Origin of the sequence: Pedobacter sp. B4-66, from assembly GCF_018492665.1 — a bacterium.
Taxonomy (GTDB): Bacteria; Bacteroidota; Bacteroidia; order Sphingobacteriales; family Sphingobacteriaceae; genus Pedobacter.
In genome coordinates this window covers 202583-228112 of the sequence record NZ_JAFVME010000012.1, presented here as the reverse complement: position 1 = coordinate 228112, position 25530 = coordinate 202583, and the positions used below count along the sequence as shown (strand labels likewise).

At 37.5% G+C, this 25530-nt stretch carries 25 protein-coding genes; 18 read left to right on the top strand and 7 right to left on the bottom strand.

Translation table 11 applies throughout. The features are described 5' to 3' along the window. Positions 1-268: 268 nt before the first annotated feature. The 4 genes from rsgA (at position 269) to J1905_RS19825 (ending at position 3758) form a co-directional block, all read left to right on the top strand. Entirely contained in the window at positions 269-1189 is a 921-nt protein-coding gene (gene rsgA / locus J1905_RS19840) for a ribosome small subunit-dependent GTPase A (protein ID WP_214228963.1), read from the top strand. Between the two features lie 5 nt (positions 1190-1194). Continuing rightward, positions 1195-1647, top strand: coding sequence for a D-aminoacyl-tRNA deacylase (gene dtd / locus J1905_RS19835; RefSeq protein ID WP_214228962.1), 453 nt, complete (start codon positions 1195-1197; stop codon positions 1645-1647). A 247-nt stretch (positions 1648-1894) separates the two neighbouring features. Continuing rightward, positions 1895-3430, top strand: a complete 1536-nt coding sequence (locus J1905_RS19830) for a glycosyltransferase family 39 protein (RefSeq protein ID WP_214228961.1) — start codon at positions 1895-1897, stop codon at positions 3428-3430. 1 nt (position 3431) lies between these two features. Then, the gene (locus tag J1905_RS19825) at positions 3432-3758 is read left to right on the top strand and encodes a nucleotide pyrophosphohydrolase (protein ID WP_214228960.1); all 327 of its coding nucleotides are present in this window, start codon (positions 3432-3434) and stop codon (positions 3756-3758) included. 74 nt (positions 3759-3832) lie between these two features. Here the strand turns inward: J1905_RS19825 and J1905_RS19820 are convergent, their stop codons facing one another. From J1905_RS19820 to greA, 3 genes are all read right to left on the bottom strand, one after another. After that, the gene (locus J1905_RS19820; RefSeq protein WP_214228959.1) at positions 3833-4435 is read right to left on the bottom strand and encodes a hypothetical protein; all 603 of its coding nucleotides are present in this window, start codon (positions 4433-4435) and stop codon (positions 3833-3835) included. 106 nt (positions 4436-4541) lie between these two features. Next, a complete protein-coding gene (locus tag J1905_RS19815; RefSeq protein ID WP_173090412.1) occupies positions 4542-4943 on the bottom strand; it encodes an HIT family protein in 402 nt (133 codons plus the stop codon). A gap of 11 nt (positions 4944-4954) precedes the next feature. Further along, positions 4955-5428 carry a transcription elongation factor GreA gene (gene greA / locus J1905_RS19810; RefSeq protein ID WP_173090411.1) on the bottom strand — a complete coding sequence of 158 codons (474 nt, stop codon included), beginning with the start codon at positions 5426-5428 and terminating at the stop codon, positions 4955-4957. Between the two features lie 190 nt (positions 5429-5618). On the opposite strand from greA, the gene J1905_RS19805 reads away from it, so the two are divergent. Continuing rightward, complete coding sequence (locus J1905_RS19805) at positions 5619-7496, top strand: M1 family metallopeptidase (RefSeq protein ID WP_214228958.1); 1878 nt, start codon at positions 5619-5621, stop codon at positions 7494-7496. Here the strand turns inward: J1905_RS19805 and J1905_RS19800 are convergent. Both J1905_RS19800 and rsmA read right to left on the bottom strand, forming a co-directional pair. Further along, positions 7491-8417: a 2-hydroxyacid dehydrogenase gene (locus J1905_RS19800; RefSeq protein WP_214228957.1), complete on the bottom strand. Its 927-nt coding sequence runs from the start codon at positions 8415-8417 to the stop codon at positions 7491-7493. The two genes, J1905_RS19805 and J1905_RS19800, sit on opposite strands and share 6 nt — an antisense overlap. Positions 8418-8446: 29 nt before the next feature. Next, the gene (gene rsmA / locus J1905_RS19795; protein ID WP_214228996.1) at positions 8447-9229 is read right to left on the bottom strand and encodes a 16S rRNA (adenine(1518)-N(6)/adenine(1519)-N(6))-dimethyltransferase RsmA; all 783 of its coding nucleotides are present in this window, start codon (positions 9227-9229) and stop codon (positions 8447-8449) included. A gap of 101 nt (positions 9230-9330) precedes the next feature. On the opposite strand from rsmA, the gene pdxA reads away from it, so the two are divergent. The 13 genes from pdxA to J1905_RS19730 all read left to right on the top strand — a co-directional run bounded on the left by pdxA (position 9331) and on the right by J1905_RS19730 (position 22829). After that, positions 9331-10410 (top strand): 4-hydroxythreonine-4-phosphate dehydrogenase PdxA, encoded by a 1080-nt coding sequence (gene pdxA, locus J1905_RS19790; RefSeq protein ID WP_214228956.1) that lies wholly within the window; start codon positions 9331-9333, stop codon positions 10408-10410. Positions 10411-10486: 76 nt separating this feature from the next. Further along, on the top strand, positions 10487-11020 hold the full coding sequence (locus tag J1905_RS19785; RefSeq protein WP_214228955.1) for a YceD family protein: 534 nt from the start codon (positions 10487-10489) through the stop codon (positions 11018-11020). Between the two features lie 18 nt (positions 11021-11038). Continuing rightward, positions 11039-11230 carry a 50S ribosomal protein L32 gene (gene rpmF / locus J1905_RS19780; RefSeq protein ID WP_048903635.1) on the top strand — a complete coding sequence of 64 codons (192 nt, stop codon included), beginning with the start codon at positions 11039-11041 and terminating at the stop codon, positions 11228-11230. Between the two features lie 98 nt (positions 11231-11328). Next, complete coding sequence (gene plsX / locus J1905_RS19775; protein WP_173090406.1) at positions 11329-12270, top strand: phosphate acyltransferase PlsX; 942 nt, start codon at positions 11329-11331, stop codon at positions 12268-12270. A 9-nt stretch (positions 12271-12279) separates the two neighbouring features. Continuing rightward, positions 12280-13269 (top strand): beta-ketoacyl-ACP synthase III, encoded by a 990-nt coding sequence (locus J1905_RS19770; RefSeq protein WP_214228954.1) that lies wholly within the window; start codon positions 12280-12282, stop codon positions 13267-13269. A gap of 153 nt (positions 13270-13422) precedes the next feature. Next, on the top strand, positions 13423-13896 hold the full coding sequence (gene accB / locus J1905_RS19765) for an acetyl-CoA carboxylase biotin carboxyl carrier protein (RefSeq protein WP_214228953.1): 474 nt from the start codon (positions 13423-13425) through the stop codon (positions 13894-13896). Positions 13897-14017: 121 nt separating this feature from the next. Further along, positions 14018-15358: an acetyl-CoA carboxylase biotin carboxylase subunit gene (gene accC / locus J1905_RS19760; protein WP_214228952.1), complete on the top strand. Its 1341-nt coding sequence runs from the start codon at positions 14018-14020 to the stop codon at positions 15356-15358. Positions 15359-15439: 81 nt separating this feature from the next. Continuing rightward, complete coding sequence (gene tatC / locus J1905_RS19755) at positions 15440-16324, top strand: twin-arginine translocase subunit TatC (RefSeq protein ID WP_214228951.1); 885 nt, start codon at positions 15440-15442, stop codon at positions 16322-16324. A 39-nt stretch (positions 16325-16363) separates the two neighbouring features. Further along, a complete protein-coding gene (rpiB, locus tag J1905_RS19750) occupies positions 16364-16804 on the top strand; it encodes a ribose 5-phosphate isomerase B (protein ID WP_214228950.1) in 441 nt (146 codons plus the stop codon). Positions 16805-16848: 44 nt separating this feature from the next. Next, positions 16849-18447: a M28 family peptidase gene (locus J1905_RS19745; RefSeq protein WP_214228949.1), complete on the top strand. Its 1599-nt coding sequence runs from the start codon at positions 16849-16851 to the stop codon at positions 18445-18447. A 145-nt stretch (positions 18448-18592) separates the two neighbouring features. Continuing rightward, on the top strand, positions 18593-19981 hold the full coding sequence (locus tag J1905_RS19740; protein ID WP_214228948.1) for a LutB/LldF family L-lactate oxidation iron-sulfur protein: 1389 nt from the start codon (positions 18593-18595) through the stop codon (positions 19979-19981). 8 nt (positions 19982-19989) lie between these two features. Beyond that, the gene (locus tag J1905_RS19735; protein ID WP_214228947.1) at positions 19990-21966 is read left to right on the top strand and encodes an alpha-ketoacid dehydrogenase subunit alpha/beta; all 1977 of its coding nucleotides are present in this window, start codon (positions 19990-19992) and stop codon (positions 21964-21966) included. 53 nt (positions 21967-22019) lie between these two features. After that, complete coding sequence (locus tag J1905_RS19730) at positions 22020-22829, top strand: hypothetical protein (RefSeq protein ID WP_214228946.1); 810 nt, start codon at positions 22020-22022, stop codon at positions 22827-22829. On the opposite strand, the gene J1905_RS19725 is transcribed toward J1905_RS19730, so the two are convergent. Together J1905_RS19725 and feoB are read right to left on the bottom strand one after the other, a co-directional pair. Continuing rightward, on the bottom strand, positions 22778-23362 hold the full coding sequence (locus tag J1905_RS19725) for a SprT-like domain-containing protein (RefSeq protein WP_214228995.1): 585 nt from the start codon (positions 23360-23362) through the stop codon (positions 22778-22780). The two genes, J1905_RS19730 and J1905_RS19725, sit on opposite strands and share 52 nt — an antisense overlap. A 49-nt stretch (positions 23363-23411) precedes the next feature. Further along, entirely contained in the window at positions 23412-25526 is a 2115-nt protein-coding gene (gene feoB, locus J1905_RS19720; RefSeq protein ID WP_214228945.1) for a ferrous iron transport protein B, read from the bottom strand. Between the last annotated feature and the right edge of the window lie 4 nt (positions 25527-25530).

Here is a 25530-nt window from a genome sequence, read left to right as displayed (position 1 = left end):
TCCCGGTTTAGAGGAAGGCGCTTTTCGTGGTTTTTATTTTTTTCAGTTACACCATTAGCTTACCTTCCTCCGAGAAATTCCGGTGGTTGTGGTAGTGGTTGTAATTGTTAAGTTCATATACATTGTATTTTTTACACTTACTGTGCTATGGTGTAAAGTAAAGTTATATTTTTCTAATTAGCAAATGATTAGAAAAATATTTTGGGTTATCTATTGAAAGAAGTACATAGTAAGTACTAAATACAATTCCTTACCTTTACACCTTTATATGCAAGGATTAGTAATTAAATCAACAGGAAGCTGGTATCAGGTACATGCAGAAAATGGCACCGATTACGATTGCCGTATTAAAGGTAAGTTCAGAATTCAAGGTATTCAGACCACAAATCCCATTGCGGTTGGAGATCAGGTAGACTTTGAGCTTGAACCAAATTCGGATAACGGGGTCATCTATAAACTGCACGACAGAAAAAATTACATTATCCGTAAGTCGATCAATTTATCCAAACAGGCGCAAATTATTGCGGCAAATATGGATCAGGCTTTTCTTGTGGTTACACTTGCCTCTCCCCGTACCTCTTTAGGTTTTATTGATCGTTTTTTGGCAACTGCCGAAGCGTATTCTATCCCCGCAGTATTGATTTTCAATAAACTGGATCTCTTTAATGAGGATGGCTTAGCCATTTTATCAGAGTATGCTGCTATTTACGAAAACATTGGCTACCCATGCTATACCGTATCTGCTATAGAAGGCACCAATATCCCTCAAATAGAAAGCTTGCTTAAAGATAAAACAACCTTGTTTTCGGGACACTCCGGTGTAGGAAAATCAAGTTTAATTAATGCCTTACTACCCGGCAGAAGCATCAAAACAGGCGAAATATCTGAAGCCAGCGATAAAGGTCAGCATACAACCACCTTTGCCGAAATGCATACTTTACCTTTCGGAGGCTACCTTATCGACACTCCCGGCATCAGAGAACTGGGCATATTTGACATCAGGCCAGAAGAGCTTGGTCATTATTTCAGAGAGATGAGAGATTTGATGCATGAATGTAAATTCAATAATTGCCGACATGTAAATGAACCTGGATGCGCTGTTATAAAAGCAGTCGAAAACAGTGAAATAGAGATCAGTAGATACGAAAGTTACCTTAGTATTTACAACGGAAACGAAACAAGAGCTTAATCCTTATGAGGGCTGTTATCCAAAGAGTTACCGAAGCAAGCTGTAAGGTAGATGGCAAAATAACAGGTACTATTAACGATGGTTTCCTGGTTTTGTTAGGCATTGAAGATGCCGACACACAAGAAGATTTAGAATGGTTGGCGCAAAAAATAGTCAATATGCGCGTTTTTGGAGATGCCGACGGGCTGATGAACAAAGCTCTTGCTAATATTGACGGAAATATTTTGCTGATTAGCCAATTTACCCTATTTGCATCTACCAAAAAAGGCACCAGACCCGGCTTTACAAGAGCTGCAAGACCTGATAAGGCAATCCCTTTGTACGAAACAATGATTAAACAGTTATCTTCCTTACTAAATAAGGAAATCCAAACTGGAATATTCGGTGCGGATATGAAAATAAGTCTGGTAAACGACGGCCCGGTTACCATCACCATCGACACCAAAAACAAGGAGTAACTTTTCCTGTAACACATCTTAAATTTACTTGGGTTTTGGCTAGAGTCAGTCCACAGTGAGTCCACCTTTTCTCTAGCAAAACGTGGACTAGACGTGGATTGAATCTTTAGTCACCGTAGACTAACTTAAGCTAGCATCTAAACCAAACCTAGCGCGCTCCAAAACTTTTATTTTATAGCAATTCTGTTTTCATCTTAAATTATTATGTAGTTTTAATAAGATTAATCAAATAGCAAAGTCTCTTGATATGAGATTCCAAAAACCCAATACAGAAACCACTATTCTAATCTCTTTTATCCTATTAAAGCTCTTTTTACATTGTTTCCTTGTCAGCCCTGTATATGAGCTGCATCGTGATGAGTTTTTACATCTAGACCAGGCAAATCATCTTGCATGGGGCTTTCAATCAATCCCTCCGGTTACTTCTATTTTTGCTTTGATCATAAAAACACTTGGTGGAAGTTTATTTGTAATAAGATTGCTAACTGCCTGCATTGGTGCGGGAACCCTAATATACACCTGGTTTATTGTAAAAGAACTAAAAGGCAACTTGTTTGCAAAGACTTTATGTATGGTGGCACTACTTGCTTGTGCCATAGCACGTTTAGACTTGCTATTTCAACCCAATGCTTTTGATATTCTATGCTGGACGGCTACTTATTATTACTTCATCAGGTACATTTCTACAAACAAACCCAACTTTATCTATTTCGCTGTGATTGCTATTGCAATTGGTTTTTTAAACAAATACAGCATCGCATTTTTGGTTATCGGTTTAATACTCGGATTTTCTTTATCCCGCCAACGGTACATATTTACAATCAAACACTTATACTTTGCAGTTGTACTGGGTTTGTTATTGATTCTCCCTAATCTTTTATGGCAATACGAGAATCATTTCCCTGTAGTTAAACACATGAGGGAGCTTGCTGTAACTCAGCTCGATAAAATAAATCGCATAGATTTCCTTAAAGATCAGCTGCTCTACTACATTGCCGACCTTTGGATTTTATTTGCTGCCGCATTTGCATTTTTTGTTTACAACCCTTTTAAAGATTTCAGATGGATTGGTTTAAGCTACGTCATTACGATTGCATTTTTTACCTGGTTTAGGGCAAAAGGTTATTATGCTGCAGGGCTCTACCCTGTCCTATTAGCTTCTGGTTCAGTTTATCTTGCCGATGTGCTAAAAAATGGATGGAAAAAATATCTGAAAGTTGTCCCTTTAATTACTGCAATAGGGATGTTCTTTCTAGTCCTTCAGTTTGCTTATCCAATATTAACGCCTCAACAGATTATACTCAAAAAAAAGAAATTTGAAAGAGTAGGCGCCTTAAGATGGGAAGATGGAAAAAATCATCACCTGCCTCAGGATTTTGCAGATATGCTGGGTTGGAAGGAACTTGCAAGCATTGTGGATGAGGTGTATAAAACGATTCCGGATAAAGAAAAAGTAATTATTTTGTGTGATAATTACGGTGAGGCCGGTGCTATAAATCATTATTCTGTTTTCAAAAACATCAGCGCTGTTTCGTTCAATGCAGACTATATGACCTGGGCTAATCTCGACAAACAAATTAAAACTGTGATCCTTGTTAGCAGTATTGATGATGATGACCCCGATCGAAAAGTGGAAAAACCTATATTTGAACGGGTAACTAAAATTAACTCTATTAAAAACAAAATGGCCCGCGAATATGGTACATCGGTTTATTTGCTAGAGAATCCTAAAATTGATATTAATGCCCGGTTAAGAGCAGAACTTAAATACCATCAGGAATAAAATGACAATAGAAGAAGTACAGAAAACTGTAGACCAATGGATCAATACTACAGGAATCAGATATTTTAATGAATTAACCAACACCGCCATTTTAATGGAAGAAGTTGGCGAAGTAGCCAGAATCATGTCGAGAAAATATGGTGAGCAGTCATTTAAAAAAAGTGATGAAGCAGTTGATCTGGGTGATGAAATGGCTGATGTACTTTTTGTATTGATTTGTCTGGCCAATCAGACTGGGATTGATTTGACCACTGCATTAGAGAAGAATTTGGTTAAAAAGAATATCCGCGATGCGGAAAGACATAAAAACAACGAGAAGTTAAAATAAACGGCTGAATAAAAATGAGGTTATCTAAAAAGTATAATTCTATTGTACTTTTTAGATAACCTCCTGGTTAATAATTAAAAATCGGCAGCCAGATTTGATTTTCGCAGATCAAATAAATCTGCAAACTCCTGATTTAAGGTCTGAGCCAATTTCACATATCCTTTCCTCGCCTTTAGTTTACTTCCTTTTTTCTCAGTCATAAAGGTCTCAAGCATTGTATCGTTTGTTGGTCTGTGCTTTAAACTATCGGCACCATCTTCTCCAATACCTATATTAGAAATTATTACCTGATATTTAAAATCCTTTATCTGAACAATAACCACCGCGTTAAATGGTGAATAGAGTATACTTGAGGCGCTGAGTGAAGAAATATCATATTTATTGACGTTAAACTTGTGTCTGAAAAGTCTACCAACAATTTGATCATTTGTCTGATATATTTCGTTGTTAATTTTAAAGCCCTTCATTATTGAAACTAATGTCCCCAGCTTCTCACTCAAAGCCTCCTTTTCAAGATTGGAGGTATAAACCTTTTTAAAAAGAATATTCCCATCCTTTAAAATAATTGAAGTACCTGGAATACTGTCTTGAATAACCTGTCCGCTCGACAGATCATTTTGGCTTCCTTGCCCAAAACCAAAGAGGGGCAAGAAAAGCAATAATAATAATGTTCTCATAGAATTTTATTTGTGTGTATTACAATATACAAAATCTAAGATCTACATCAACAAAAAAAGGCAGCGTTTTTAGACGCTGCCTTTCAGGTATTATAAAATAATGTTTTTAGTCGCGGGTTAGTGCGGCTTTAATTTTAGCTGCGGCTTCTGCTAACTCCTCGTTTGTAGGTTTCAGCTTTTCCTTACTAAAATTCATATCGTTTACGGCATTCATCGGGATTAAATGAATATGTACATGGGGTACTTCAAGTCCGATTACCGCGACACCTACCTTTTTACAAGGGAAGGCCTCTTTTAATCCTTTAGCTACTATTTTGGCAAATAAAGTTAATCCGAAATAACTTTCGTCATCCATATCAAAGATGTAATCGATTTCCTTTTTAGGGATAACCAAAACATGCCCCATTACTAATGGACTTACATCTAAAAAGGCAAGGAATTCGCTGGTTTCTGCAACTATATGCGCCGGAATATCACCATTAACGATTTTTGAAAATATGCTTGACATGTTTTTGGATTTTATCTTGTGATTTCCAATATTTCGAATTCGATTTTACCTGCAGGAACCTGAATTTCAGTTTTATCACCAACAGATTTACCTAGCAAGCCTTGTGCGATAGGAGATTTTACAGAGATCTTTCCTGTTTTTAAATCTGCTTCTGACTCGGCCACCAATTGATAACTCATGGTTGCTCCGTTTTTAAGATTTTTGATCTTTACGATTGATAATGCCAGTACTTTAGAAGTATCTAGTTTCGATTCATCAATTAGTCTAGCTGTTGCAAGTGTTGCCTGAAGCTTAGATATTTTGGCTTCATGTAATCCTTGGGCTTCTTTTGCTGCATCATATTCCGCGTTCTCAGAAAGGTCACCTTTATCTCTTGCTTCAGCTATTGCTTTAGATATCAACTGCCTTCCGGTAGTCTTTAAATAGTGTACTTCTTCCTTTAGTCTATCTAAACCATCTTGGGTATAATATGTTACCTCTGTCATAGCTCGTTTATTTTGTTAATTACTCTAAAAAACAAACAAGACTACATGGGGTTCTAACCTACATAGTCTTGCTTCAATTAAAACGAAGATAATGGGGTAATACCACAAAAACAAATTATTGACCTAAAATGATGCAGTTATGAATAAAATAAGGCTATTTTTATATTTCCAATAAGTTAACTGGTATAAAATGAACACTTTAAAAGTACTATTCCTTTTCTTAATCACTTCATTTACAGTTAGTGGGCAAGAATTATATACGCCAAGAAATATAAAGAACGCTTACGACAAAGGAACCCGTTCATATGACGGCAATCCCGGTAAAAATTACTGGCAAAACCACGGAAAGTACGACATTCAGGTATCGGTAGACGAAAAAAACAAGATAGTTACCGGAAAGGAAACAATTACTTACACAAATAATAGTCCGGATACCCTAAAATCGGCAGCAATAAGATTTGTAAATAATATCCACAAACCTGAGGCACCAAGGGCAGGTTATGTTGTAGCTGATTATTTATCATCAGGATTGAAAATAAAATCTTTTGCCATAAACGGCAAAACTCTTGAAGTGAACAGCTCTGCCTGGGGTACTGTTGCAAGTGTTGCACTTAAAGATGCATTAATCCCAGGCCAGTCGGCATCCTTTGAAATAGAATGGAGCTATCCTTTATCAAAGCAAAGTGGCCGAGAAGGGCAAATTGACAACACCTCTCTTTTTGTTGCTTATGCTTACCCAAGGATTTCGGTATACGATGATTATAATGGCTGGGACATGATGCCTCATACCGATAGAACTGAGTTTTATAATGATTTTAACGACTATAAATTGGCGATTAAAGCTCCTAAGAATTATGTGGTTTGGGCAACCGGCGATTTTTTAAACCCAGATGAAGTACTGGAACCGGAATATGCATCAAGACTTAAAAAATCTTACACTTCCGACGAGGTAATCCACATTGCCACTGCCGAAGAGATGAAAAAGGGTACTGTAACCAAACAAAAGGATGGTAATATCTGGAAGTTTGAAGTCAATAACATAAGCGATGTTACTTTTTCGCTAAGCAGTACTTATGTATGGGATGCAGCAAGTGTGGTGGTTGATAAAAAAACGAATAGAAGGGCTAGCGTTCAGGCTGCATATAATGAAGCTGCCAATGATTTTCCTCATGCTGTTGAATGGGGTCGACTGGCTTTAGATTGGTTTTCAAACAATTTGCCAGGAGTGCCCTACCCCTTTTCAAAGATGACGGCTTTTCAAGGGTTTGCCGACATGGAATATCCGATGATGATTAATGACTCTAGCACTCCTGACCTTGAGTTTTCGCAATTTGTACTCAATCATGAAGTTGCTCATACTTATTTCCCCTTTTACATGGGTACCAATGAAACGCGCTATGCTTTTATGGATGAAGGTTGGGCTACAACACTAGAATATCTAATCGGTCAACAACAATTGGGGAAAGAAAAAGCTGCCGAGAATTATAAAAAGTTTCGAGTTAAAAAATGGATATCTGATTCTTCAACAGAACAAGATCAACCGATCATTTCCATGTCTACACAGGTGTCTGATGCCGGCTATGGGAATAATGCCTATGGCAAGCCCTCATTGGCCTACTTAGCGCTTAAAGATATGCTTGGTGATGAAATGTTCGGAAAGGCATTACGCACTTATATGGATCGCTGGAACGGCAAACATCCTATTCCGTGGGATTTCTTTTATTCCATTAATGATGCTACAAAACAAAACTTAAACTGGTTTTGGAACAGCTGGTTTTTTAGCAATAACTACATTGATCTTTCTATTGCAAAGGTTACCGTAAAAGGAAAGAACTATACCATTTCTGTAAAAAATACAGGAGGATTTGCTGTGCCATTTGATATAAAAGTAACGTTTGTAGATGGCAAGGAACAGCTATTGCACCAAACTCCAATAGCCTGGAAAAACAATCGTAAGGAGACTTTTTTTGAGGTAAATGTAAATGCCCCCGTTCAATCGATTACATTAGACGGAGGCATTTTTATGGATGCCAGCCCTGCTGACAATATTTGGATACAAAAATTATAAGCTGCTTAGCTTCTCGGCAAGCACTTCTGATATTTTACGGTAAGAATCGAAAGTCCAACCGCCAACGTGTGGGGTTAGTATCACTTTGTCGGACTTAACTAACTCCTGATACCAGTCCTGAGTTCCTAAAGCAGGGAATTTCTCTACTTCGAGTACATCCAGTCCTGCTCCAAGTATTTTATTTGCTTTAATAGCATTTAAAACAGCTTTGGTATTTACCACCTCACCTCTGGCGGTATTGATGAAAAATATAGGTTTGCGGAAATGAAGCAAGTACTCTTCATCAACCATTTGTCTGGTTTCCTTTGTTAGGGGAACGTGTAAGCTTAGCACATCGCTTTGCTTTACAATCTCTTCCATACTTACTTCTTTGACGTAAGCATCTGTAAAGCCTGTTTTATATTTGTCGTACGCAATAACGTTAACATCAAAACCTGCCATTTTCTTTGCAAAGCTTTTACCCATAAAGCCATAGCCTATTATACCTACGGTTTTACCTTTTAATTCATATCCACGACTACCCTCTCTATCCCAAACGCCATTTCGTACTTCTATATCGGCTTTGCGGAAGTTGTTCATTAGCGACAGCAACAGACCAGTAGCGTGCTCTCCCACTGCATCCATGTTTCCTTCCGGAGCATTTAGCAATTGGATATTTTTTTCTTTTGCAAAAGCCTCGTCTATATTATCTAAACCTGCACCTGCTCGTGCCACAAACTTCAGCTTAGTTGCAGCACTTAAAAGTTCTTTATCAATTAAAAACTTTGTACGAACAGCTATTCCTTCGTATTCAGCAATTATGGCAAGTGTTTCAGCTCTTGTAATTAATGGCTGATCAATTACTTCGTATCCTATTGCGGTGGCACTTTCTTTAAATATCGGATGCAGATCGTCAACTATTAATATTTTCCTTTTGGTCATTATTAGAATTCTATTTATGCGGAGTCAGTTTATTTAGTTAGGAAAGCCAAGTGCTGTGTAAGCTCTATAAAACTTGCAACAGACAACTGCTCGGCACGCTTATCAAAAAACGGATGATCGTCCATTTTATCTTTAGGTACGACACCTGAAAGCGCATTACGCAAGGTTTTTCTACGTTGATTAAAGCCTGCTTTTACGGTACGCCAGAAAAGCTTTTCATCACACGGCAATGTTTCTACATTATTTCGGCTAAGTCTGATTACTCCTGAGTTTACTTTTGGAGGTGGATTAAATGTACCCGGTTTAACAGTAAACAAGTATTCAATATCGTAATAAGCCTGGATCAGCACACTTAAAATACCGTAATCTTTAGTACCTTCTTTAGAAGCACAACGCTCTGCAACCTCCTTTTGAAACATCCCCACCATTTCAACTACATGTTCTCTGTTTTCAAGAATCTTGAACAAGATCTGAGAAGAAATATTGTAAGGGAAATTACCGATGATGGCATACTTAGCAGGAAAAATCTCTGAAAGATTTAATGCCAGGAAATCTCCATTTATCAGCCTATTACCTAGCTGAGGGTACTTTTCTTTCAGAAAATGATACGATTCTACATCTATATCAATAAGGAAAGTTTCCAAATCTGTTCGCTCTAATAAGATATCTGATAAGATTCCCATTCCCGGCCCAACCTCAAGTACCTGTTTGTACTTATCTGTATGAATAAGGCCATTTACTATTTTTGCCGCAATCTTTTTATCAGTTAAAAAATGTTGCCCTAAATGTTTTTTTGCCTTTACCAAACTCATATCCTGATCTATTAAAAGCTGCAAAATAAGTAAAGTTTTACTAGTATCGGACTAACATTAAGGTGAAATTCTGTAATTTGCGCTAAATTTTCTATTTGGATATGAGCAATAAAATTAAAATCGGTATAAGTATAGGTGATGTAAACGGGATAGGATTAGAGGTTATTCTTAAAACCTTGTCCGAAAATCGCATCCTTGATTATTGTACGCCTATTGTTTACGGCCATACTAAAGTTGCATCTTATCATCGCAAGGCATTAGGATTAAGTGATTTTGTTTTCAACGTGATCAATAGTGCTGATGCAGCTAATCCAAAAAAGGCAAACCTGATTAATTGCTGGGAAGAAGATGTAAAGATAGACCTGGGAGTTTCTAATGAAACCGGCGGTAAATATGCCTTGTTATCTTTAGAAAAAGCAACTGACGACCTTATTAATGGAAACATTGATGCATTGGTAACTGCTCCAATAAACAAACACAATATACAATCTGATACTTTTAATTTTCCGGGCCATACAGAATACCTGCAAGAACGCAGCGGCAGTGATGATGTGCTGATGTTTTTAATAAGCGAAGACATTCGTGTTGGTGTTGTAACAGGACATATTCCTATTACTGAAGTATCGAGCAGCATTACCAAAGACAAGATTGTAAAGAAATTGGTGATGATGAATGAGAGCCTGAAAAAGGATTTCTGGGTAGAAAAACCAAAAATTGCAGTTCTTGGGCTTAATCCACATGCAGGCGACAATGGTTTGTTAGGAAAAGAAGAAGCAGACATTATTGCACCTGCAATTCAGGAAGCCTTTGATAAAGGTGTGATTTGTTTTGGACCATATCCTGCAGACGGTTTTTTTGGCAATGGTGGTTACAAACAGTTTGATGCTGTATTGGCAATGTACCATGACCAAGGCTTGATTCCGTTTAAAACAATTGCTTTCAGTACAGGGGTTAATTATAGTGCAGGTTTAAAAATTATACGCACCTCCCCTGACCATGGAACAGGATATGATATTGCAGGAAAGAATCTTGCTGATCCGACTTCATTTATAGAAGCTGTTTTTGCCGCAACTCATATTGTAAAAAACAGAAGAGAACAGGAAGAATTATTAAAAAATCAACTACGCAGTGGAGGAAAAATTATAGAAACTGCTGCAGATATGAAAGATGACGCAAATTAAGAGGATTTTATTTTTCAATAACATTTTAGAAATGTCAAATTAATTCTTACATTTGCGGGCTAAAATTTTGTTACAATTGAAACCATTAAAACAATTTTCGATCCCTTTTACAGGCTTAAAAATTGGCAAACATCAGTTTGACTTTGAGATTGATAACAGCTTTTTTGATGCTTTTGAATACTCTTTAGTAAAAAAAGGTGATTTAAAAGCTAGCGTTGAACTAGACAAACAGGAAACAATGCTAATTTTGCAGATCCACATTGAGGGATCTATAATTTTAGACTGCGACAAATGTTTAGCCGAATTTGCAGCACCAATAAATGTTCAGGAGAGGCAGATTGTGAAATTTGCTGAAGATGAATTAGAGAGTGATGATCTGGAGATCATTGTTCTGAATAAAAAAGAAAGTGAATTAGATATATCTGAGGTTCTTTATGAATTTATCACTGTATCTGTCCCTTATATAAAAATCTGCGAGCAGAACGGCGATGGCCAGAAATGCGACCAGGAAATGATAGCAAGATTGGAAAGTCTTTCTGTCGGAACACAAAACGAAGAAGAACAACAAGATGATGACCCACGTTGGGCAGCATTAAAAAAATTAAAATAATAATTAAATAAATCAGCAATGGCACATCCAAAACGCAAGATTTCTAAAAGTAGAAGAGATAAAAGAAGAACACACTATAAAGCAGAAGCTCCTTCTTTAGCTACTTGTCAAACAACTGGCGCAATCCACACACCTCACCGCGCTTACAACGTTGATGGTAACTTGTACTACAACGGTAAATTAGTTATTGAAAACACCTCAATAGGTTAATTTTCTGAAAAATAGTTTGTGTTTTAAGTCTTTGAAAGTTTAACTTAGGGACTGGAAACAAGGGTGATTTTACCTTATACACAAACTGATTTTTTACTATGAAAATAGGTCTCGATATAATGGGCGGAGACTATGCTCCTAAAGCAAATGTTTTAGGAGCAATAGCTGCCCATCCATTGTTATCTCCAGGTGAGCAAATAGTGCTTATTGGAGATACGCAGCAGATAAAACCTTTACTCTCCGAAAACGGATTTGATCCGAGTCTCTTTGAATACGTTCATACCGAGGAGGTAATAGGTATGGGTGAACATCCCACTAAGGCTATCGTTCAGAAGCCTAATTCCAGTATTTCTATAGGTTTTCAATTACTTAAAGAAGGTAAGCTTGATTCATTTGCTAGCGCAGGTAATTCGGGAGCCATGCTTGTTGGTGCCGTTTTTAGTGTAAAAACTATTCCCGGAATCATCAGACCATGTCTTTCTACCTTTTTACCCAAGCTTAGCGGTGGAGTAGGTTTAATGGTGGATGTAGGTGCGAACGCTGATTGCAAGCCGGATACTTTATTACAATTTGGTGTACTTGGAAGCTTGTACGCAGAAAATGTAATGGGTATTAATAATCCAAAAGTAGCCTTGATGAACATTGGTGAAGAAGATGAAAAAGGTAATATGCTGAGTTTAGCAACTTTCCCTTTGATGAAAGACACCAATTTGTTTAACTTCATAGGTAACGTAGAAGGTCGGGATTTATTTAACGATAAAGCCGATGTTGTTGTTTGTGATGGTTTTACTGGAAATGTAATGCTTAAACTTGCAGAATCTTTCTATGTATTAACTTTAAAAAGAGGTTTAAAAGATGAATTCTTTGACCGCTTTAATTACGAGAACTACGGCGGAAGTCCTGTTCTTGGAGTAAATGCTCCGGTTGTTATAGGACACGGAATTTCTAGTCCAACGGCTGTAAAAAACATGATATTACAGTCGAGAGACATGATTACTACAGGCTTGGTAGGCAAAATACAGGCCGCTTTTAATAATTAATATCAAAAAATGAGTAAAATTCATGCTGCGATTACGGCTGTTAATGGCTACGTTCCCGAATACGTGCTTACAAATAAAGAGCTAGAATCGATTGTAGACACTACGGATGAATGGATTACATCCAGAACAGGCATAAAAGAGCGCAGAATACTAAAAGGTGAAGGTTTAGGTACTTCAGATATGGCAGTTCATGCTGTTAATGGATTACTTGAAAAACGTGGGATTGGTGCTGAGGAGATTGAATTGATCATCTTCTGTACAACTACACCGGATTTACCTTTCCCAGCCTCTGCTAATATTTTAGCAGATAAGATTGGAGCAAAAAATGCATGGGGTTACGACCTTCAGGCTGCCTGCTCCGGTTTCATTTATGGTGTTTCAACCGGAGCTCAATTCATTGAATCAGGTAAGCACAAAAAAGTATTGGTAGTTGGTGGCGATAAAATGTCTTCCATCATCAACTATCAGGACCGCACTACTTGTATTATTTTTGGTGACGGCTGTGGTGCTGTACTTTTAGAACCAAATGAAGAAGGTTTTGGAGTGATGGATTCTATCCTTAGAAGTGATGGTTCGGGCAGACAATTTTTACACCAGAAAGCTGGTGGTTCAGCAAGACCTGCATCACACGAGACAATTGACAACAATGAACATTCTGTTTATCAGGAAGGTCAGGCAGTATTTAAATTTGCTGTAACTAATATGGCAGATGTTGCTGCTGAAATCATGGATCGTAATAACCTTACATCAGAAGACGTAACCTGGTTAGTGCCTCATCAGGCTAATAAGCGCATTATTGATGCTACGGCTTCGAGAATGGGTGTTGGTTCTGAAAAGGTTATGATTAATATTCAGCGCTACGGTAATACTACAAATGGTACCATCCCATTATGTTTATGGGAATGGGAAAGCCAATTAAAAAAAGGGGACAACATTATACTTGCTGCCTTTGGCGGTGGTTTTACATGGGGTTCAGTTTATTTAAAATGGGCATATTAATTTTTTTAACCAGAATACAACTTATAGATTGTTAAGTCGTTATGAGTCAAGTTTATCGATTTTTTGAATGTAAACTCATAATGATTATTATAATAATTAATCATAACTTAGTTAATTCTAAAACACATTGTTTTCTTAAAATAACACCAAAAAATGGATATCAAACAAATTCAGGAACTTATTAAATTTGTTTCTCGTTCGGGCGTAAATGAAGTCGCTATTGAGCAAGAAGACTTCAAGATAACTATTAAAACAAATCAGACCCCAACAGTTGTTCATGCTACTGTTCCAGCACCTGTTGTTACGTCTGCAATCCCTGCAGCTGCAGCTCCACAAGTGGTGGCAGCTCCGGCAGCATCTGCACCTGCAGCTGAGGACACTTCAAAATACATCACTATTAAATCCCCAATGATTGGAACGTTTTATCGTTCATCAAGTCCTGATAAACCATTGTTCGTAAACGTTGGTGACGAGGTTTCTACTGGTAAAGTGATCTGTATTATTGAAGCAATGAAATTATTCAATGAAATAGAAAGTGAAGTTTCTGGAAGAATCGTAAAAGTACTTGTTGATAATGCATCACCAGTAGAATACGATCAACCGCTGTTTTTAGTAGAACCAATTTAATCCGTCATACTGAATTTTAGTACCTAATAAAGGTATTGAGATAAAGTGCGTAGCATTCTTGAAGACAAAAAATCAATAAATACTACTCCTGAAAATTCAGGATGACGAAAAGGAAAAATATATGTTTAAGAAAATATTAATTGCCAACAGGGGCGAAATCGCTTTGCGAATTATTCGTACCTGTAAAGAAATGGGCATTAAAACGGTAGCCGTTTACTCTACTGCTGACAGAGAAAGCTTACACGTACGCTTTGCTGATGAAGCTGTTTGTATTGGGCCACCACCAAGTAAAGATTCTTACCTGAGCATTCCTAACATTATATCTGCTGCTGAATTAACTAATGCAGATGCAATTCACCCAGGTTATGGATTTCTATCAGAGAATGCCAAATTCTCTTCAGTTTGCCGTGATTACGGAATTAAATTTATTGGTGCAACACCCGAGCAAATCAACTCAATGGGCGACAAAGCGTCGGCTAAAGAGACGATGAAAAAAGCTGGTGTTCCTACTATTCCCGGATCTGAAGGTTTACTTGAAAGCGTTAAAGAGGGCATAGCAATTGCCAACGAAATGGGCTACCCTGTTATCCTAAAAGCAACTGCCGGTGGTGGTGGTCGTGGAATGCGTGTGGTATGGAAAGATGAAGAATTTGAAAATGCATGGGATAGTGCAAGACAAGAATCTGGTGCTGCTTTTGGCAACGACGGATTATATCTTGAAAAATACATTGAAGATCCACGTCATATCGAGATCCAGATTATTGGTGATCAGTATGGCAAAGCTTGTCACTTATCTGAGCGTGATTGTTCAATCCAACGTCGTCACCAAAAACTTGTTGAAGAGGCTCCATCTCCTTTCATGACTCCCGAATTAAGAGAGAAAATGGGTGAAGCTGCTATCAAAGGTGCGATTGCTGTACAGTACGAAGGTGCTGGTACCATAGAATTTTTGGTAGACAAACACCGCAATTTCTATTTCATGGAAATGAATACCCGTATTCAGGTTGAGCATCCGGTAACTGAAGAGGTAATTAACTACGATTTGATCAAAGAACAAATTAAAGTGGCTTCTGGCGTTCCTATTTCAGGAAAAAATTATATGCCTGATATGCATGCTATTGAATGCAGGATTAATGCTGAAGATCCTTTTAACAACTTCAGACCTTGTCCTGGTAAAATAACTAATTTCCACTCTCCTGGAGGTCATGGTGTTAGGGTTGATACTCACGTTTATGCTGGTTATCAAATTCCTTCTAACTACGACTCTATGATTGCTAAATTAATCTGTGTTGCACAAACACGTGAAGAGGCAATCAGCACTATGGAGCGTGCTTTAAGTGAATTTGTTATTGAAGGTGTAAAAACTACGATACCTTTTCACTTAAAATTGATGAAAGATCCTAACTTTAGAGCTGGTAATTTTACCACGAAGTTTATGGAAACCTTCGAATTTTCAGAATAGAAAAAACTATTTATAAGATTTAAAACGTAAATACCATTCTGAATAAAATAGAATGGTATTTTTGTTTTACAAATAACGTACATGAGTGATACTAAAAAAAGGGACCTTATTGGTGCTATAAAAGAAAAAGGAAAAACATTAGAAGCAGAAATGTCTTTCTTTGACCACATTGACGTACTTAGGAAGCACTTATTGCGCGCATTAGGTGTTCTTCTGGCGCTTACCATTGGAGCATTTTACTATACTGATTTTATTTTCAATACGATCATTATGGGGCCAAAAAATCCCAGTTTCTGGACCTATCGAATGATGTGTAAATTATACGAGCGTTTCCCTTCTATTGGCTCTGATTTTTGTATCACAAAGATTGATGCAAAAATCATCAACACACAAATGTCCGGCCAATTTACACTCCAGCTGAACTCCTGTGTGATGACGGGTATAATACTCGGCATCCCTTATCTACTATTCGAACTTTGGCTTTTTATTAAACCAGCATTGCATGAAAATGAAAGAAAATCAGCAAGTGGCTTTGTTGCTTTTGCTTCGTTACTATTCTTTACGGGTATTACTTTCGGGTATTACATTGTCTGCCCTTTATCTGTTAATTTTCTAATCAACTTCACTGTCAGTCCGGAGATTGAAAATACTTTTACAATTGATTCTTATCTTTCATCAATCATGACGTTAACACTGGGGTCAGGCATTATTTTTCAGTTACCCGTGATCATATACATCTTGTCAAAACTTGGAATAATGACTCCTGCTTTTATGCGTTCAAGCAGAAGGTATTCAGCTGTGATTATTCTTATCATCGCAGCCGTGATTACACCTACAGCAGATCCATTTACAATGCTTGTGGTAGCTCTTCCGTTATTCTTATTATATGAGTTGAGTATCTTTATATCGGCTAGTATAGAGAGGAAAAGAAACAAAGATATTTATGGGGTAGCCAAAGTAAAATAAGCTTAGTACAATATTTAATTATTATAACATCGTTTAAAAATGTCAACAGATAAAAAAATAAAAATTGCAATAGGTGCAGATCACGCTGGTTTTGAATATAAAGAGTTATTAAAATCATATTTAACAGATTTTGAAGTTAAAGATTTTGGAACTCATTCAAGTCAATCTGTTGACTACCCTGATTTTGCTCATCCAGTAGCATCTGCAGTTGAAAGCGGAGAATACGCTTTTGGTGTTTTAGTGTGTGGAAGTGCTAATGGTGTTGCAATTACTGCAAATAAACACCAGCAGGTAAGAGCAGCTATTTGCTGGCTTAATGAACTAGCGGCGCTTGCAAGACAGCATAACAACGCGAATGTTTTATGTATTCCTGCCAGATTTGTATCCGAAGATCTTGCAAAAGAAATGACAACCACCTTTATTAATACTCCTTTTGAAGGCGGTAGACATGAAGGAAGGGTTGGAAAAATTTCCTGCTAAGCATCTGTTAAAAGAACAAAACCTAAAAATCTAATCGAGCTGACATGAAAAAACATTTTTTATACTCGAGTTTCTTATTACTAATGGGTTGCAGCGCAGTTGCACAAAATAAGGACGCTATAAAATTTAGTCAAACCATTAACAAGGATAATGCTTATAAGCACCTATCAGTGTTGGCTTCTGACGAATATGAAGGCAGAGAAACCGGAAAAAAAGGGGGTTGGATGGCAGCCGACTACATTAAAGAGCATTTCAAAAGTATCGGTTTAAAGGCTCCTGTCGCAGGGAATTATTTTCAACCAGTTGATATTGTATCTTATGGCCTGTCTCAGCTACTTACAGTAGATGGTCAACCTGCTGAGGCACTGACTGATTTTTTCCTTATGCCTAAAAGTGTTTCAGCTAAAGGCTTTGCTTTTAATACAAATAGTGTACTCTTTGCTGGCTATGGCTTAACCAAAGATGATTACAATGATTATGCAAACCAAGCCGTTGCTGGTAAAGTAGTAATGATTTTTAAATCTGGAGAGCCTGGTTCTCCTGCCCCTACTGCATCATTAAGGAATTCGAGCGCGGTAAATGCCAAGCTGAAATACCTGTCTGAACATAAAGCTCAGGCAGTAATCCTTATTGATCCTATTGTTGACAATATGCCTGAAAATATGAAAAGCTATCTCTTATCAGAGGATATGGCTTTGAAAAATAAGGAAATGATGGATCGTATGGATGTACCTCAAGCGATGCCGGTCATTACGATAGGAACTGCTCTCGCTAATAAAATTCTTGCTGGTGCAAATACCAATTTAGATGCACTTAAAAAGAAGATTTCTGACGGAGGAAAACCATCTCCACAAGAAATAAAGATCAGTGTTTGTGCAAGCGCAAGTAAAATAGAGAAAAAAGTTAAGTCAGATAATGTTTTAGGTTTTCTTGAAGGTTCTGACCCAAAATTAAAACATGAGATTTTAGTTATCACTGGTCACTATGACCACATCGGCATTACACCTGATGCTAAAGGTGATGATAAAATTAACAACGGAGCTGATGATGATGGCTCTGGAACTACTGGTGTTTTATTAATTGCCGAGGCATTTGCTAAAGCTAAAAAAGCTGGAAAAGGGCCTAAGAGAAGCATCCTGTTCATGACTGTTACCGGTGAAGAAAAAGGATTGCTAGGCTCTGAATGGTATTCTGAAAATCCGGTATTCCCACTGAAAAATACCATTACCAATTTAAATATTGACATGATTGGTCGTGGAGACAAAGCTCACGAAAGTGATAATAACTTCGTTTATATTATCGGTTCAGATATGTTAAGTTCTGATCTTGACAGAATTGGTAAAAAGGCGAACAAGACTTATGTCAACATCAATCTGGATGAAAAATATAATAATCGTACTGATCCTAATCAGTTCTATTACCGTTCAGATCACTATAATTTTGCCAAGCATGGCATTCCGGTAATATTTTATTTTAATGGTGTGCATGATGATTATCATATGCCAGGTGATGAGGTTAGCAAGATCGATTTCCCTATGCTTGCAAAAAGAGCAAAACTTGTTTATTTTACTGCATGGGAACTTGCAAATGGCTTAAAGCGCCCTGCTGTAGATAAAAATGAAGACGGTACGCCTAAGATGTAAGATTCAAATTACATTTTTTAATGAATACTTGCTTAGTTTTATCTAAGTTTGAAACAAACATGATTCAAAAACGGGAAAAATAGTTTCAAGCCTTTAAAAGGCAGCTTCTGAGAATTGAATTGGTAAATTAAAACAGGTGAAGACGATGGATATATCAGAGGAATTTTTGGAGAAGGCAGATGAGAAGGCCTTCGATTTAGGACATCGTAAAATTATCAATCATAACATAGGCAAATATAATGTTGCTGTTGAACGTGGCTTATCCAAATTTGAGAATTTAGAAAACTCAAAGAAAAAAGCACATGTAATTAAATGGCGCGTTATGGAGAATCTGGATAAATTTTTACCAGAGTTTGAGTCTAACTTTCAGCGTAGAGGTGGTAAAGTAATCTGGGCAAATGACGTAAACGAGGCTCAGAAAGAAATACTGAACATCATTAAAAAGAACGGTGGAAAAACGGTTATAAAATCGAAATCAATGACCACAGAAGAGATTCATTTAAATGAATTTCTGGAAAAGAACGATATTGAATCACTGGAAAGCGATCTTGGGGAATATATAGTTCAATTACTTGGTCAGCCACCTTACCATATAGTAACACCTGCAATGCACTTAAGCAAAGAGGACATTGCTAAATTATTTCACGAAAAATTTGGTACCCCTCTTGATTATACACCTCAACAACTTACACAAAAAGCTCGTGAGCTATTAAGAGATAAATACTTAAAATCTGATATAGGAATTAGTGGCGGAAACTTTTTAATAGCTGACACTGGTAGTATTGCATTAACTGAAAATGAAGGTAATGCAAGGTTATGTACAACTTTCCCTAAAATCCATATTGCAATTGTAGGTATAGAAAAGGTTATCCCTTCGATGGCAGATCTGGATCTGTTCTGGCCGCTTTTGGCTAGCCACGGAACCGGACAAAATCTGACTGTTTACAATACCATTTTGAGCGGACCAAGACGCGGAGAAGAAACCGATGGCCCGGAAGAAATGTACGTGATCTTACTTGATAACGGACGAACCAATTTATTGGCTCAAAAAGAACAGCGCCAAGGTTTATATTGCATTCGTTGTGGTGCTTGTCTTAATGCTTGTCCGGTTTATAAAAACATTGGTGGTCATACTTACAATACTACATATAGTGGTCCAGTTGGTTCTATTATTACGCCTCACTTGAAGGGCATGAAGGACTTTAAACACTTAAGCTATGCCTCAAGCCTTTGCGGAAAATGCTCTGAAGTATGCCCGGTTAAAATAGACATCCATAAAATGCTATTGCTTAACAGAAGAGATGCAGCAACTCAACATGACAATAGTAAGGCTGAAGAAATTGGTTGGAAGATCTGGAATGTCGGGATGTTAAAAAGATCGAGGATGGACTTTCTTAGCGGAAAGATCAAGAACTTTTTCCTCAAAAACTTATTTAGAAAGATCTGGGGCAAGTATCGTTCAATGCCAACAATAGCTCCAAAGTCTTTTGCCAAACAGTGGGAAGAAAAAAACAAGGAATCTAAAAACTTATAACTATAAGCATGACCTTCGACCGAAAAGACAAAAGTGACAGCGCATTATTAGATTTCTATAAGCGTTTACTTTATCCAAGAATGGTCGAGGAGAAAATGCTCATACTGCTTCGTCAGGGTCGTATTGGCAAATGGTTCTCAGGAATCGGTCAGGAAGCAATTGCTGTAGGTAGTACTATGGCAATGGAAGCTCAGGAATACATCTTGCCTATGCATAGAAATCTTGGTGTATTTACTACCCGGGATATCCCTTTGCGTAAGCTAATGGCACAATGGCAGGGCAAAATTACCGGATTCACTAAGGGCAGGGATCGTTCCTTTCATTTTGGGACCCAAGACTATAAAATCATAGGTATGATATCTCATCTAGGCCCGCAAATGGCACTTGCAGATGGAATTGCACTTGCTGATTTAATAGAGAACAAGGAACATGCAACTTTAGTATTTACCGGAGAAGGCGCTACTAGTGAGGGTGATTTTCATGAAGCGCTAAACGTTGCTGCTGTATGGAATTTGCCAGTTATCTTTCTTATAGAAAATAATGGCTACGGTCTCTCCACTCCTATTAATGAACAATTTAAATGTAAGGATCTTGTAGATAAAGCTATCGGCTACGGAATTGAGGGCATCCAGATAGATGGGAACAATATTCTTGAGGTGTATGACACCCTGAATTCAGTTGCCAGTTCAATTCGGAAAGAACCAAGACCAGTCTTAATTGAATGTCTTACATTTAGAATGAGAGGCCACGAGGAGGCTTCAGGCACCAAATATGTTCCTCAGGAACTATTTGATGAATGGGGCGCCAAAGACCCTCTTAAAAACTTTGAACGGTATTTACTTAACCTAGCCGTTCTTACAGATGACTCCATTAAAGAAATTAAAGCCTCATTTAAAACCGATATTGATCTGGAGGTCGAACGTGCATTTCATGACCCGGAACCCATAGCCGATTTACAAACGGAGCTGGAAGATATGTATTCACCATATTGCTTTGAAGCTGTAGAGCCTACCGAACCAACAAGAGAAATACGTTACCTGGATGCCATTACCGATGGATTAAAGGTAGGTATGGCAAAACACAAGAACCTTGTTTTAATGGGACAAGATATTGCCGAATATGGAGGTGCTTTTAAAATCACCGATGGTTTTGTAAATGAGTTTGGAAAAGCCAGGGTTAGAAATACGCCTATCTGCGAATCTGTTATCGTTGGTGCAGGATTAGGACTTTCCATAAATGGGTATAAAGCTGTTGTAGAAATGCAATTTGCAGATTTTGTTACGTGTGGCTTTAATCAGATTGTGAATAATCTGGCTAAAACCCATTACAGATGGGGAGAAAAAGCTGATGTTGTAGTTCGTATGCCTACAGGAGCAGGAACTGGCGCAGGCCCTTTCCACTCGCAAAGTAATGAAGCTTGGTTCACTAAAACTCCGGGATTAAAGGTGGTTTATCCGGCCCTTCCTTATGATGCAAAAGGTCTGTTACTAGCTGCAATAGATGATCCAAATCCTGTAATGTATTTTGAGCATAAATACCTTTATCGAAGTTTGAATGGAAATGTTCCAGGCGGTTATTATAATATCGAAATTGGTAAGGCCAATATTCTAAATCACGGCACACAAATAACCATAATAACTTATGGACTAGGCGTTCATTGGGCACTTTCTTTTCTTAGCGAAAATCCTGAGATTTCAGCCACTTTAGTAGATTTACGAAGTTTGCAACCTTGGGATAAAGAAACTGTTGCTGCAACTGTTAAAACAACAGGCAGAGCACTTATTTTACATGAAGACACACTAACATGTGGGTTTGGAGCTGAGTTAGCGGCATGGATCTCGGAACATTGCTTTAAACATCTTGATGCTCCGGTTATGCGTTGTGCAAGTGCCGATACAGCTATCCCCATGAGTAAAACGCTGGAAGATAGCTTCCTTGCAAAAAGCCAATTGGCCGATACTGTTAAACGTTTGTTAGCTTACTAAATTAACTTGGCATGATAATGGCCTGTTACTTAGGCACAAGCTAAGTTAATAGTATGAAGTTATTACATTTATTTTTCCTGCTCCCTATAGCTATAATTGGTTGTAATCAGGGCCCAAAGCATCCCCAGGCAGATCTCATTAACGCACGCATTGGCGCGCCTATGACTGAGGCCACTATACTACTTTATGCAGATTCCATTGATGCAACCCTCAATACTTATGAAAAGAATACCAGTCTGGTTTATCAACTTGGACAGGCAACTATGTATATAGAAAAATATGGCTGGAACGGCAAACCCGTACTATTTTCTCAATATAAAAATGATGAGGGGATAAGTAACCAGGTAAGAAAATACTATTTTAAAAATGATAGCCTGATTTTGTTGAAAGAAGGGACAAAATTAGCCAAACAAGGAGTAAATGCTTTTGAAGACGGGCGTACTTACTTTAGAAATAACATTCCATTTAAAGAAGAGTATCGTACTTCGTCTGATTTCTCTTTACTCAAAAAAGAGCCTTTTCAAATGAGAAAGAAAAGCACTTCCGATCAAACAAAAGAATATAGTCAGGATATTAAATTACTAAATGATGCCATAATTGGAGCTAATGAGTTTGATTTGGTGTTCGATAATATTATATCTGCTCCTGACGAGCGCTATATACTTTTAAAAAGTAAAATTGCAGGCGGTTACAGCGCAAGTATCTTAATAAAAGATACTGATGATTTTATAGACAGTCTACTAAAAGATCCCTCAATTTTTAGAGACAAAAAGCTGAATATAAAGTGGGAAATAAAGGACAAAGAAGCGATTTATGTACCGGTAGCGGCTAATGTTACCTCTGCTAATGGGTTAAAAAGATAAGTATTCCCGTTATCCAGGCAAACACAACGATATCTCTTTCTAAGTCGCTCTCCTTTTTTAAACTGTCTTCCATCTTTTATGCTAAACACTGTATTAATAGGCAGCTCTTCCAAACGGGAAACATTTAGTAACAAGTCATACTTTTTCAAAGCTCTTGATAACTTTAGGTCAGTACAACTTGCGGCTGATGGGTTATTTAAATAACTAATAATGGCAGACTGTATATCCTCCGGAAAAATATTCTGATCAATAAATGGCACCATCATTCGTTTAAAATTGCGCTTCCATTCATCACCATGAGGCTTGACCTTATTCTTATGGTCATTCCAGGTTAGTAAATGAGCAAATTCATGAACAGTGGTTACAAGAAATGCATAAGCATTAAGATCATTGTTAACTGAAATCTTATGGCCTGCTCCTTTAAAGGGGTGTCTGTAATCGCCTAATTTTGTTGCCCTGTTTTTTGAAATCTTAAATTCACACTGAAAATAATCTATCCACCGGGCTATAATCGGAGCCGCAGCATCAGGCATATATTGTGCTAAGATATTCTCCTTTTTCACAAAGGCCAAGATAATTAAATTACTTTAAAAGTTGGTAAGCGATCAAACTAGCTACATATGCCATTCCTGTCATATACACTATTTGAATAACCGGCCACCTCCATGATTTAGTTTCTCTAAATACAACTGCTACAGTACTCATACACTGCATTGCAAAGGCATAGAACAACATTAAAGAGAATGCAGTAGCAAATGTAAACACAGGTAAACCGGTATCAGGATCTTTAGCCCCGCGCATTTTATTACGGATGGTGGCAACTTCTCCATCATTATCAACACTATAAATAGTAGCCATTGTTCCTACAAAGGCTTCCCTTGCTGCAAAAGAAGTAATTAATGCAATACCAATTTTCCAATCAAAACCTAAAGGTTTTATGACAGGCTCAATTACATGCCCTAAAATACCGGCATAAGAGTTTTCAAGCTTCTCTGCGGCTCTATCTCTTTCCAATGTACTGATTTGCACACTATCTTTTTGAGCTTCTATAGCCGCGTATTTATCATCAATTTCTTTGAACCTTTCAGATGGGCCATAAGTTGCCAGTACCCAAAGGATAATAGAGATAGCAATAATTACCTTACCTGCTTCAAAAACAAAAGTTTTTGATTTCTCATACATGGTATAAATCACATTTGACCATCTAGGCATTCTGTAAACAGGAAGTTCCATAATGAAATATGATTTCTCCTTTGCCTTTATTAAGAACTTCATTACAAAAGCCACAAAAACCGCAGCTAAAATACTGATGACATACATCCCCATAAGGGTAAGGCCTTGCAAGTTTATAAAGCCCCAAACCATTTTTTCGGGAACTACCAATGAGATTAATAAAGTATAAACTGGTAATCTGGCCGAGCAACTCACTAACGGAGCAACCATAATAGTAATAATACGATCTTTCCAACTCTCGATATTACGGGCACTCATTATGGATGGAACAGCACAAGCCAAACTTCCTATCATTGGTACGACAGATTTACCACTTAAGCCAAACTTTCGCATAATCTTATCCATCATGAAAGTAACACGAGCCATATAGCCGGTATCCTCCAGTATAGATATAAAAGCAAATAAGATTGCTATTTGAGGAATAAATATCATTACTCCGCCCAAGCCAGCCAATACACCATCTAAAAGGAGATTAGTTAGAATACCGTCGGGCAAATGCTGGTGACCGTATTCAGTAAGCCAGACAAAACCATATTCAATTAACTCCATAGGGTATGACGACCAGGAGAAAATAGAGTTAAAAATAAAGAATAGAATACCAATAAAAATAAGGAAGCCCCAGAACTTATTGGTCAGCACTGAATCGAGTTTGTCACTAAAAACAAACTTTTTTGCAGCTCCGGTATCTTCTACTACTCCACTTAAAACAGTACCAAGATATCTATAACGAGCAATAGTTTCTGCCGCCTGTAGTTTAGAAGATTCAAAAGCATGCTCTGTTTTAATCTTCTCAAATGCTTCATGTTCCTGAGCAGAATAGGTATTAAGGTGCTCATGTTGATGTAGTATTTGTAAAGCAAGGTAGTTGTTTTCAGTTTCTACCTGGGCCTTAACCAAATCAATGGCTTCGGGTGCTAATACGTGTACATCTGCACCTTCTACCTGAGTAGCGATAATCGTAGTATTATTAATAGCCTCTTTAAGCTCAGTTAATCCTGAATTGCTTCTTGCAGAAATTGCAACTACCTGTATGCCTAACCTTTCAGAAAGCTTATTGATATCGACATCAATACCTTCCTTTTTAGCCATATCGGTCATGTTAAGAGCAAGAACCAAAGGGACACCTAAATCAGCTACCTGAGAATAAAGCAATAAATTTCTTCGAAGATTTGTTGCATCTGCTACCAGCACAACAATATCAGGATGGCTTGAATTATTTTTATCGGCAAGAACCTGAAATACTATGCTCTCATCTTTACTTTTAGGGTATAAACTATAAGTACCAGGTAAATCAATTATCTCAGCCTGTCTGTTATTGGACAGTTTACAATAACCAACTTTCTTATCAACAGTAATACCGGGAAAGTTTCCGATCTTCTGATTTAATCCCGTAAGCAGGTTAAAAAGTGTAGATTTCCCTGTGTTGGGGTTACCAACTAAAGCAATTTTAATATTTTTTACCAAAACT

What these genes read in the sequence shown, in the direction of transcription:
- rsgA (WP_214228963.1), top strand. Translation starts at nt 269, where the DNA reads ATGCAAGGATTAGTAATTAAATCAACAGGAAGCTGGTATCAGGTACAT.
- dtd (WP_214228962.1), top strand. Translation starts at nt 1,195, where the DNA reads ATGAGGGCTGTTATCCAAAGAGTTACCGAAGCAAGCTGTAAGGTAGAT.
- J1905_RS19830 (WP_214228961.1), top strand. Translation starts at nt 1,895, where the DNA reads ATGAGATTCCAAAAACCCAATACAGAAACCACTATTCTAATCTCTTTT.
- J1905_RS19825 (WP_214228960.1), top strand. Translation starts at nt 3,432, where the DNA reads ATGACAATAGAAGAAGTACAGAAAACTGTAGACCAATGGATCAATACT.
- J1905_RS19820 (WP_214228959.1), bottom strand. Translation starts at nt 4,435, where the DNA reads ATGAGAACATTATTATTATTGCTTTTCTTGCCCCTCTTTGGTTTTGGG.
- J1905_RS19815 (WP_173090412.1), bottom strand. Translation starts at nt 4,943, where the DNA reads ATGTCAAGCATATTTTCAAAAATCGTTAATGGTGATATTCCGGCGCAT.
- greA (WP_173090411.1), bottom strand. Translation starts at nt 5,428, where the DNA reads ATGACAGAGGTAACATATTATACCCAAGATGGTTTAGATAGACTAAAG.
- J1905_RS19805 (WP_214228958.1), top strand. Translation starts at nt 5,619, where the DNA reads ATGAACACTTTAAAAGTACTATTCCTTTTCTTAATCACTTCATTTACA.
- J1905_RS19800 (WP_214228957.1), bottom strand. Translation starts at nt 8,417, where the DNA reads ATGACCAAAAGGAAAATATTAATAGTTGACGATCTGCATCCGATATTT.
- rsmA (WP_214228996.1), bottom strand. Translation starts at nt 9,229, where the DNA reads ATGAGTTTGGTAAAGGCAAAAAAACATTTAGGGCAACATTTTTTAACT.
- pdxA (WP_214228956.1), top strand. Translation starts at nt 9,331, where the DNA reads ATGAGCAATAAAATTAAAATCGGTATAAGTATAGGTGATGTAAACGGG.
- rpmF (WP_048903635.1), top strand. Translation starts at nt 11,039, where the DNA reads ATGGCACATCCAAAACGCAAGATTTCTAAAAGTAGAAGAGATAAAAGA.
- plsX (WP_173090406.1), top strand. Translation starts at nt 11,329, where the DNA reads ATGAAAATAGGTCTCGATATAATGGGCGGAGACTATGCTCCTAAAGCA.
- J1905_RS19770 (WP_214228954.1), top strand. Translation starts at nt 12,280, where the DNA reads ATGAGTAAAATTCATGCTGCGATTACGGCTGTTAATGGCTACGTTCCC.
- accB (WP_214228953.1), top strand. Translation starts at nt 13,423, where the DNA reads ATGGATATCAAACAAATTCAGGAACTTATTAAATTTGTTTCTCGTTCG.
- accC (WP_214228952.1), top strand. Translation starts at nt 14,018, where the DNA reads ATGTTTAAGAAAATATTAATTGCCAACAGGGGCGAAATCGCTTTGCGA.
- tatC (WP_214228951.1), top strand. Translation starts at nt 15,440, where the DNA reads ATGAGTGATACTAAAAAAAGGGACCTTATTGGTGCTATAAAAGAAAAA.
- rpiB (WP_214228950.1), top strand. Translation starts at nt 16,364, where the DNA reads ATGTCAACAGATAAAAAAATAAAAATTGCAATAGGTGCAGATCACGCT.
- J1905_RS19745 (WP_214228949.1), top strand. Translation starts at nt 16,849, where the DNA reads ATGAAAAAACATTTTTTATACTCGAGTTTCTTATTACTAATGGGTTGC.
- J1905_RS19740 (WP_214228948.1), top strand. Translation starts at nt 18,593, where the DNA reads ATGGATATATCAGAGGAATTTTTGGAGAAGGCAGATGAGAAGGCCTTC.
- J1905_RS19735 (WP_214228947.1), top strand. Translation starts at nt 19,990, where the DNA reads ATGACCTTCGACCGAAAAGACAAAAGTGACAGCGCATTATTAGATTTC.
- J1905_RS19730 (WP_214228946.1), top strand. Translation starts at nt 22,020, where the DNA reads ATGAAGTTATTACATTTATTTTTCCTGCTCCCTATAGCTATAATTGGT.
- J1905_RS19725 (WP_214228995.1), bottom strand. Translation starts at nt 23,362, where the DNA reads ATGCCTGATGCTGCGGCTCCGATTATAGCCCGGTGGATAGATTATTTT.